Origin of the sequence: Streptomyces sp. NPDC090741, assembly GCF_044769045.1 — a bacterium.
Classification (GTDB): domain Bacteria; phylum Actinomycetota; class Actinomycetes; order Streptomycetales; family Streptomycetaceae; genus Streptomyces.
On the sequence record NZ_JBIVXF010000039.1, the window covers coordinates 1 to 6,630 of the forward strand.

The window sequence follows — 6,630 nt, forward strand, 5'->3', positions numbered from 1 at the left end:
GCTGCACACCTACAATCACCACCGCGGACACACCGCGCTCGCAGGCAAACCACCCGCCAGCCGCGTCCCCAACCTCACTGGGCAATACACCTAGGGCCACTCCTCGCGGTACTCGATGTGCAGGTCGCGGTCGGCGGGATCGCAGTCCACGGACCTGCAGTAGTGCCTGCCCCCATGGTTGAACGCCCGGCGGGGACCCTCGCGCGCGAGGCCGGCGAACACCGCGGCCGCCTTCCGGAGCGTCCGGGTGCTGCCGGTCATGAACAGCGTCTCGCTGTGGATTTCCTGGTGGAACCGGTCCCGGTTCTCCCGGTGGTGCCGGTCGGATGCCTCGGGCGCCGCGTCGGGGTCGGGGGCGGGTAGGTCCACGGTGCGCGGCCGTCCGCGGCCGAGTCGGCTGCGCAGCTCCTTCCACCGGGACGGGGCGAACTGCAGGGAGTGGTGCAGCAAGACCAGGTCGAGCGGGCGCTGCGCGCCCGTGGCCGCGTCCGGGCCGTCCTTCGCGTTGGCCCGGATCGGCAGATGGACCAGCGACCGGGGCGACGTGGCCGCCAGTGCCCACAACCCCGCCGTGACGTGCGCGGCTTCCTGATCGAAGCAGCCGTTCAGATACCAGGGGTCGTCGAAGAGCACCGCGCGGGCCGGGGTCCGGGCCGGGCGGATGACCTTGAACTCCGTCGCGCCCAGACGGGCGGTGTGGATCGTGGTGTGCAGTCTCATATGCGTTCTTTGATACGGGACTCCTAGAAGGCGTGCCAGCGGGTTTCCGGGTCGGCGGCGCGCAGGGAGGTGACGCGGCGGCGGAATTCGGTCAGGGCCTTCGGGTTGGTCGGGGCGTGTTGGGCCACCCAGGCGCAGCTGGCCGTTTCGCGGGCGCCGCGGAGTACCGCGCAGCCCTCCCAGTCGCGTACGTCCCAGCCGTACGCCGTCACGAAGGCCTCGTACGCCTGCGCCGGCAGGCCGTACCGGTCGCGGGAGAGGGCCATCACCACCAGGTCGTGCTCGCGCAGATCGGTCGAGACGGTCTCCAGGTCCACCAGGACCGGCCCGGCCGGGCCCACGTGGACGTTGCGGGGCAGGGCGTCGCCATGGATCGGGCCCGGCGGCAGATGCGGGGTCAGCGCGGCCACCTCGCCGGCGTAGGCGTCGCGCCGGGCCCGCAGGTACGCGGCGTCGGCCGGGTCGACGGCCTCGCCGGCCAGCCGGAGCCAGCGCTCGACCCCGCCCAGCAGGTCCCGCGCGGGCAGCGCGAACGGCGCCGCCGGGAGGGCGTGGATCTGCCGCAGCAGCACCGCCAGGTCCTCCGGGCCGGCCGGGCGGACCGGGTCCGGGAGGCGGTGCCACACCGTCACCGGGTGCCCCGTCACCAGCCGCGCCTCCGGCTCGGCGGCGCGGACCGCCGGGACCCCGGCATGTTCGAGCCAGCCCGCCACCGCGAGCTCCCGCTCGGCCCGCTCCAGCAGCGCCGCCTCCCGGCCGACCTTCACCACCAGGTCGCCGGCCGCGAACACCGCGTTCTCGCCCAGCGCCAGCAGCGCGGGCGGCCCGGCCGGTCCCGTCAGGCCCGCCGCCGTCAGTACGTCCCTGGCCTGCGCCTCGTCCATGCCGTGTCTCTCCGGATCCGGATCTTCGTGGATCCGCCAAGTCTCGCACCCCCAAACCGCGAGCGGCCGGAAAATCGCGTTGCACGAGACGTACCGTCTCGTTAGGCTCGATCCATGACCTCAGCCAAGCCCGCACACATCGCCATGTTCTCGATCGCCGCCCACGGGCATGTGAACCCGAGCATCGAAGTGATCCGGGAACTCGTCGCCCGCGGCCACCGCGTCAGCTACGCCATCCCCGCCTCCTTCGCCGAGAAGATCGCGGAGACCGGCGCCACTCCGGTGATCTGGAACTCCACCCTCCCCACCGACGACGAGCCCGAAGCCTGGGGCACCGAGCTCATCGACAACATCGAGCCGTTCCTGAACGACGCCGTCCAGGCCCTGCCGCAGCTCGTGGCCGCCTTCGAGGGAGACGAGCCCGACCTCGTCCTCCACGACATCACCTCCTACCCGGCGCGCGTCCTCGCCCACCGCTGGGGCGTCCCCGCCGTCTCCCTCTCCCCGAACCTGGTCGCCTGGACCGGGTACGAGGAGGAGGTCGGCGAACCGATGACGGCCGGACTGCTCGCCTCCGAGCGCGGGCGGGCGTACCACGCCCGCTTCCGCGCCTGGCTCGACGAGAACGGCATCGAAGAGGACAGCGACTCGTTCGCCGGCCGGCCGCGCCGGAGCATCGTGCTCATCCCGCGCGTCCTCCAGCCCCACGCCGACCGCGTCGACGAGTCCGTCCACACCTTCGTCGGCGCCTGCCAGGGCGACCGCAGCGCCGCCCAGGGCACCTGGGAGCGCCCGGCCGCGGCCGCCGGGAAGAAGGTGCTGCTGGTCTCCCTCGGCTCCACCTTCACCAAGCAGCCCGCGTTCTACCGCGCCTGCATCGAGGCCTTCGGCGACCTCCCCGACTGGCATGTCGTCCTCCAGATCGGCAGGTTCACCGACGAGGCCGAACTCGGCGCGGTCCCCGCCAACGTGGAGGTCCACCGCTGGGTTCCCCAGCTGGACATCCTGCGCCGGGCCGACGCCTTCATCACCCACGCGGGCGCCGGCGGCAGCCAGGAAGGCCTCGCCACCGGCACCCCGATGGTCGCCGTCCCGCAGGCCGTCGACCAGTTCGGCAACGCCGACATGCTCCAGGGCCTGGGCGTCGCCCGGAACGTCCCCATGGAGGAGGCCGACGCCCGCACCCTGCGGGAGGCCGTCCGCGCACTCGTCGAGGACCCCGAGGTCGCCGCCCGCGCCGAGGCGATCCGCGCGGCGATGGCCACCGAGGGCGGTACGCGAGCGGCCGCCGACCTCATCGAGGCCGAACTGGCCTCACTGTCGGTGCGTCGCCCTATCGTTCGGTCATGACCACGAAGAAGTACGCGGCACTGCTGCGCGGGATCAATGTCGGCGGGGCCAAGAAGGTCCCGATGGCCGAGCTGCGCGAGGTCCTGGCGGACCTCGGCCTCACCGAAGTGCAGACGTACCTCCAGAGCGGCAACGCCGTCTTCACGAGCCCGGAGAAGGACCAGGCCGCCCTGGCCCGATCGCTGGAGCGGGCCATCGAGGCCCGCTTCGGCTTCACCGTGGCCTGCCTGATGGTCGACGGGGAGTATCTGCGCGCCGTCGCCGAGGCCTGCCCCTTCCCGGCCGCCGAGCTGGAGGGCAAGCAGCTGCACGCCACTTTCCTCTCCGCGCAGCCCGCCGAGGAGCGGTTCGCCGCGATCGACGGGCCCGCGTACCTCCCGGAGGAGTACCGGATCGGCGACCGGGTGGTCTACCTCTACGCCCCGGACGGCCTGGGCCGCTCCAAACTGGGCGAGGCGCTCCACAGGCCCGCCGTCTTCAAGGGCATCGACGCGACGAGCCGCAACTGGAACACCGTGGTCAAGCTCGTCGAGCTCACGTCCGACTGACGCTACCCGCCGAGCGCGTCGAGGACCGCCAGCTCCCGGGGCGTCAGCCGGATGGCCGCCGCGTCCAGGTTCTCGGCCAGGTGGGCCAGGGACCCGGTCCCCGGCGTGGGACACAGCACCGGCGACCGGTGCAGCAGCCAGGCCAGCGCGATCTGCCCCGGCCCCGCACGGTGCTCGGTGGCCACGGCGGTCACCGCGGCCGCGCTCTCGCGCGTCAGGGCGCCGCTGCCCAGGGGGTAGTACGGGAGGAACGCGATCCCCCGCGCCTCGCACAGCGCGAGCACCTCCGCCGAGGAACGGTCCATCAGGTTGTACGGGTTCTGCACGGCGGCGACCGGGACGACCTCCAGCGCCTGCCGCAGCTGTTCGGCGGTCACCGTGTCCAGGCCGATGTGCCGGATCTTGCCCTGCGACCGCAAACCCGCCAGCGCGCCCAGCTGTTCCGGCACCGGAACCTCCGGATCGAAGCGGTGCAGCTGGTAGAGGCCGATGCTCTCCACCCGCAGCCGCCGCAGGCTCGCCTCGCACATCGCCCGCAGCTGCTCGGGCCGCCCCGCGACATGCCACCGGTCGGGGCCGGTGCGCACCACCCCGCCCTTCGTCGCGACGACGAGCTGCTCCCCGTACGGGTGCAGGGCCTCGGCGATCAGCTCCTCGGCCAGGTCGGGCCCGTAGTTGTCGGCGGTGTCGATGAGCGTGACACCGCGCTCGACGGCGGTGAGGAGCAGGGCCCGGGCCTCGGCGCGGCTGCCGCGCGGGCCCCAGTAGCCGGGGCCGACCAGGCCGCCCGTGCCGAGGCCGAGCCGCCGCACGGGGAGTTCTCCGCCGAGAAGGAACACGTCGTCCACCATGCCCCCGACGGTATCGCGGGGCGCCGGATGTGCCAGGCTCCTGGCCATGCGTTACATCATCATCGGCGCCGGGGCGATCGGCGCGACCATCGGCGGACGGCTGACGGAGGCGGGCGCCGAGGTGGTCCTCGTCGCGCGCGGCGCGCACGCGCAGGCCCTCACGGCGGACGGGTTGCGGCTCACCACGGCGGACGGGGCCCGGGTGCACCGGATCCCCGTGGTCACGGGACCGGCGGAACTCGGTGAACTGCGGCCGGACGACGTCCTGTTGCTGACCGTGAAGACCCAGGACGCGATCGCCGCGCTCGACGCGTGGGGCGACGCGGAAGTGGCGGGCGGCGGTACGGCGGCGCAGCGCCTGCCGGTGCTGTGCGCCCAGAACGGGGTGGAGAGCGAGCGGCTGGCGCTGCGCCGCTTCGCCCGCGTGTACGGGGTCTGCGTCTGGCTGCCCGCCACCTTCCTGGAGCCGGGCGTGGTCTCCGCGCTGTGCGCGCCGCTGACGGGCATCCTGCACATCGGACTCGCGGCCGGGGGCGCGGACGCGCGGGCCCGGCGGATCGCGGCCGACCTGGAGGGGTCCGGCTTCGAGGCGCCGGTCGTCGAGGACGTCATGCGGTGGAAGTACGCGAAGCTGCTGGGGAACCTGGGCAACGCCGTCCAGGCGACGACGGGCCCCGAACCGCACCCGGCGAAGACGGCCCTGCTGCTGCGCGCGCAGCGGGAGGGGCGGGCGGTGCTCGGGGCGGCGGGGATCGCGTACGCCTCCGACGCGCAACAGGCGGCGGCCCGTGACGGCAAGGTCGACCAGCCGCCCGGCGTGCGCGGCGGCTCCTCCTGGCAGTCCCTGCGCCGGGGCACCGGCTCCATCGAGGCGGACTACCTCAACGGCGAGATCTCCCTGCTGGGCCGCCTCCACGGGGTCCCGACCCCGGTGAACGACACCCTCCGCCACGCGGCGAACATCTTCGCCCGCGAAGGCCTCCCGCCGGGCGCGATGTCGATCGAGGACCTGACGGCCCTGGTCGACGAGGCGTCGGCCAGGGCGTAGACGCTCGTCAGAACGTGCGGTCGCTGCGCCAGGTCGCCTGGCTGGACGGGTTGTTCAGGGGGCGGCGGCGTTCGCGGGGGCGGTGAGGCCCGCCCCCGCGACGGACAGGATCAGGGCGGCGACGGACGTGGTGAGGAGCTTGCGCGTACGGCGTGACATGGACATCAGCCCTCCTGGGGCGGCCAGGACGGTCGGTCCCGTGTGTGATGCACGGAAGCTCGCGGCTGGACTACCCGTGATCACCGGACCCGAGCCCTGGATTCACCCGAACGAGAATCAGGCCGCGGCGAGGAGGGGCACGCCGCGCGCCGCCGTGTCGTAGCGGCGCAGGAGCAGGCGGGCCAGTTCGGGGGCCGCGCCGAGGACATCGGCCACCAGGTCCGCCCCGGCGGCTTCCGCGCCCGCCGCGATACGGTCCGGCAGACGCCCGGGGGCGATGACGTACGGGGCCACCGCCACCCGGCGCACGCCCTCGGCGCGCAGGGCCCGTACGGCGTCCTCCGTACGGGGCAGGCGGGCGGAGGCGAACGCAGGCCGCACGGCGCACCAACCGGTGTGCCGCCACTCCCGCGCGATTTCAGCGATCACTGCGATCGCCTCCGGGTCGGAGGAACCGGCGGACGCGAGCACCACACCGGTGGTGGCGCGGTCCGCCGGGGTGAGGCCCGCTTCCGCGAGGCGGCGCTCCAGGGCGCCGACCAGCAGCGGGGACGGGCCGAGGACGTCCGCGATCCGGACCGAGAGGTCCGGCAGGCGGGACGTGGCCTCGGCCAGCACCGCGGGTATGTCGGACTTCGCGTGGAACGCCCGGGTCAGGAGCAGCGGGAGGGCCACGATCTCCCGTACGCCGGACCGGTACAGGGCGGAGGTCACCTGCGCCACGGTCGGGGTGTCGAAGTCCAGGAAGGCCGTCTTCACCCGCAGCCCCGGCCGCAGCGACCGTACCCGCCCGGTGAGGGCGTGCACGGTCGCCGCGTGGCGCGGGTCGCGGCTGCCGTGGGCGATGACCAGCAGGACGGGCGCGCCGGTGGGACCGGTGGGACCGGTGACGGGGCGGGCGCCGGTGGCGCGGAACGGGGAACGCATGGCGCGACTCAGTTCTTGATCAGTAGGCCGCGGTTGCGCAGGACCCAGCGTTCGAGGGGGCTGAAGAGGAGGAGGTCGATGGCGATGCCGACGACGAGGATCAGGGTGATGGCGAGGAAGACGCCGGGGAGGTCGATGTTGTT

At 73.7% G+C, this 6,630-nt stretch carries 6 protein-coding genes and 2 pseudogenes; 3 read left to right on the forward strand and 5 right to left on the reverse strand.

Annotated elements, in window-relative coordinates; all coding sequences use genetic code 11:
• Positions 1-90 precede the first annotated feature (90 nt).
• Together ACIQU4_RS42155 and ACIQU4_RS42160 are read right to left on the reverse strand one after the other, a co-directional pair.
• Complete coding sequence (locus tag ACIQU4_RS42155; RefSeq protein ID WP_403743202.1) at positions 91-720, reverse strand: hypothetical protein; 630 nt, start codon at positions 718-720, stop codon at positions 91-93.
• Positions 721-743: 23 nt separating this feature from the next.
• A complete protein-coding gene (locus tag ACIQU4_RS42160) occupies positions 744-1,604 on the reverse strand; it encodes a phosphotransferase enzyme family protein (RefSeq protein ID WP_403743205.1) in 861 nt (286 codons plus the stop codon).
• Positions 1,605-1,677: 73 nt separating this feature from the next.
• Between ACIQU4_RS42160 and mgt the strand changes: the two are divergent.
• Positions 1,678-2,954 (forward strand): annotated as a pseudogene (gene mgt / locus ACIQU4_RS42165) (macrolide-inactivating glycosyltransferase).
• Entirely contained in the window at positions 2,951-3,502 is a 552-nt protein-coding gene (locus tag ACIQU4_RS42170) for a DUF1697 domain-containing protein (protein WP_403743207.1), read from the forward strand. Before mgt ends, ACIQU4_RS42170 begins: the two are co-directional and overlap by 4 nt.
• A 2-nt stretch (positions 3,503-3,504) precedes the next feature.
• On the opposite strand, the gene ACIQU4_RS42175 is transcribed toward ACIQU4_RS42170, so the two are convergent.
• Positions 3,505-4,353 (reverse strand): aldo/keto reductase, encoded by an 849-nt coding sequence (locus tag ACIQU4_RS42175; protein ID WP_403743210.1) that lies wholly within the window; start codon positions 4,351-4,353, stop codon positions 3,505-3,507.
• Between the two features lie 46 nt (positions 4,354-4,399).
• Here ACIQU4_RS42175 and ACIQU4_RS42180 point away from each other — a divergent pair, with 46 nt between their 5' ends.
• On the forward strand, positions 4,400-5,401 hold the full coding sequence (locus ACIQU4_RS42180; RefSeq protein WP_403743213.1) for a ketopantoate reductase family protein: 1,002 nt from the start codon (positions 4,400-4,402) through the stop codon (positions 5,399-5,401).
• Positions 5,402-5,677: 276 nt separating this feature from the next.
• Here ACIQU4_RS42180 and ACIQU4_RS42185 read toward each other — a convergent pair whose 3' ends face one another.
• On the reverse strand, positions 5,678-6,487 hold the full coding sequence (locus ACIQU4_RS42185; RefSeq protein WP_403743216.1) for a sirohydrochlorin chelatase: 810 nt from the start codon (positions 6,485-6,487) through the stop codon (positions 5,678-5,680).
• An 8-nt stretch (positions 6,488-6,495) separates the two neighbouring features.
• Positions 6,496-6,630 (reverse strand): annotated as a pseudogene (locus tag ACIQU4_RS42190) (ABC transporter permease); the annotation flags it as partial.

Coding starts and splice junctions, on each gene's coding strand:
- ACIQU4_RS42155 (WP_403743202.1), bottom strand. CDS start 720: ATGAGACTGCACACCACGATCCACACCGCCCGTCTGGGCGCGACGGAG.
- ACIQU4_RS42160 (WP_403743205.1), bottom strand. CDS start 1,604: ATGGACGAGGCGCAGGCCAGGGACGTACTGACGGCGGCGGGCCTGACG.
- ACIQU4_RS42170 (WP_403743207.1), top strand. CDS start 2,951: ATGACCACGAAGAAGTACGCGGCACTGCTGCGCGGGATCAATGTCGGC.
- ACIQU4_RS42175 (WP_403743210.1), bottom strand. CDS start 4,353: ATGGTGGACGACGTGTTCCTTCTCGGCGGAGAACTCCCCGTGCGGCGG.
- ACIQU4_RS42180 (WP_403743213.1), top strand. CDS start 4,400: ATGCGTTACATCATCATCGGCGCCGGGGCGATCGGCGCGACCATCGGC.
- ACIQU4_RS42185 (WP_403743216.1), bottom strand. CDS start 6,487: ATGCGTTCCCCGTTCCGCGCCACCGGCGCCCGCCCCGTCACCGGTCCC.